Here is a 1,925-nt window from a genome sequence, read left to right on the forward strand (position 1 = left end):
AAGCCCGTGGGCCTGGGATCCCTGCAGGTCACCCTCGACAAGATCGAGCGGCCCGGCAACCTAAAAGATCGCTACAGCCGCTACGATCCCCCAGAAGCCGATACCCTGGAAGGAAAACGCCTCCAAGCCTTTGTGCAAGAGCAAATTCAAGCTGCCCAGGGCTACATCTTGCCCGAACAACTCAAGCGATTGGCCGCCATCCTGAGTCCCACTGCTCTGCGCGAGCCGCCCACCGGAGTGTACTGAGGGTTCCCCCATGCTGTCAGACACTGTCGATCTCAGCCCCCAATCTTGGGATCTCGCCCACGGCATCGCCATGACCTTGGCCAAAGAAAGGGTGGATGTCAACGAGTTGAGCAAGTGCATCGCCTATCTGCGCTCGGTTGCCCATCACCCTGACGCGGGATCCCGCTTTTTCCGATTCACCGGCGAGCTGGTGCGGGAAACTGGCCTATGCCGTACCCAACAAACCAGAAGATACTATCAGCTTATTGACGAAACCTGCAAAAGGTACTTGCAACCTCTGCAAGACAGGCCGGCGGAGATGCTGCAGATCCTGGGCTGGGCAGCCCGGCTGGCTTGCTACTACAAGGATGGAGGGATCCCCATTGGCGAGATTTCACCACCTCAGGGATCCCAACCCAACGACAACTCCGGTTGCAAGGACTCCGTTCCCCAAGGGGCGGGAAACAAATCCCAGGACGACAGACAACAACAAAACCATCAACACCAACAAGACCAGGCCCAGCATCAGGCCCGCAAAGCCTGCTTCCAGACCGGGCAAAAGCTGAAGGCCACCATCACCAACATCAAGGGCAACGAAGTCACCTTCCAGATTCTGGACACAGACACCAAGCTCACCCAGAAGGAGCCCAAACGGGCGGGATCCCTCTCGGTGGGGCAAGAGGTGCAGGTGGAAGTTCTGGGTCTAAAGGAAGATGGCAGAATCCGCAAGGCCAAGCTGCTCTGGGCGCAAAGCGGAACAGAGCCCTCGAAAAATTTGAGTTAACCGCCTATCATGCAGACCATCATCATGACTGTGGGCACCTCCTTGCTCACCAACCTTGACAAAGACCTGCAGCCGCAGCGCCCCTGGGTGGGACAAAAAACCATCGGGGATCCCCAGCGTGCTCTGGCCTGGATGAAAGAAGCAGACCTGGAATTGATCAGCGCCGAAACCAACACCTACTTGCGGCTGGATCCCACCTCGAATGATGCCTTGATTTTGCTGCACTCAGAAACCCCCGACGGATTGGAGTGTGCCCAGATTTTGAAGCTCTTTTTTGAGCAAGAGCTGGGTCAGCAGCAGGTCTCTTTGGTTCCCCTTCCCGGCATCAACTACGAGCTAGAGGGATCCTCTCTGGAGCGGATGGCCGAGCTGTTGAAACAGTTGGCAGAGAGCGCCAAGGGGATCGTCACCTTTGCCGCCACCGGTGGGTTCAAAGCCCAAGCCATGATCATGGCCGTGGTGGGCAGCCAATTGGGGGTCCCGGTTTGCTACATCCATGAGCAATACAAATCCCTGGTCTACTTGCCCTACCTACAGCCGCAAGTTCAGCCCCGGATCCCACGGGCAGATCTCCCCGATTCAGGCCGAGATCGCTCCCAGATCATCCAAATCCGAAGCGATGCCAGCCATCACCGACCCCGCAGTTGGGCCAAAGTGGAAAGACTCCTGCGAGACATTCCCTGGGTGGATCTGGTTCGATACGATCCACACGCCTACGCTGCCCCCAAAAACAGCGTCAAAGCCTCAAACCGCAAAACCGAAGATGGCCGCCACATTCTGTGGATCCACCTCCACGAGAGCCAGGACACCCACCTCGCTGTCAGAGTAGAAACCACCGGCTACACCCCCGAGCACCTAGAGCTGGCTGCCACCGAATTGCGGCAACGCTTGGGCCGTCTGCTTTGAGTGTTTCCAT

At 57.6% G+C, this 1,925-nt stretch carries 2 protein-coding genes and 1 pseudogene; all 3 read left to right on the forward strand.

Annotated elements, in window-relative coordinates; translation table 11 throughout:
• Positions 1-246 (forward strand): annotated as a pseudogene (locus tag NW820_RS12090) (CRISPR-associated protein); the annotation flags it as partial.
• A gap of 10 nt (positions 247-256) precedes the next feature.
• Positions 257-1,009 carry a hypothetical protein gene (locus NW820_RS12095; RefSeq protein WP_414407611.1) on the forward strand — a complete coding sequence of 251 codons (753 nt, stop codon included), beginning with the start codon at positions 257-259 and terminating at the stop codon, positions 1,007-1,009.
• Positions 1,010-1,033: 24 nt separating this feature from the next.
• Positions 1,034-1,915 (forward strand): putative CRISPR-associated protein, encoded by an 882-nt coding sequence (locus tag NW820_RS12100; RefSeq protein ID WP_414407612.1) that lies wholly within the window; start codon positions 1,034-1,036, stop codon positions 1,913-1,915.
• The last annotated feature ends 10 nt before the right edge of the window (positions 1,916-1,925 follow it).

Origin of the sequence: Synechococcus sp. R55.7, from assembly GCF_047461955.1 — a bacterium.
GTDB lineage: Bacteria > Cyanobacteriota > Cyanobacteriia > Thermostichales > Thermostichaceae > Thermostichus.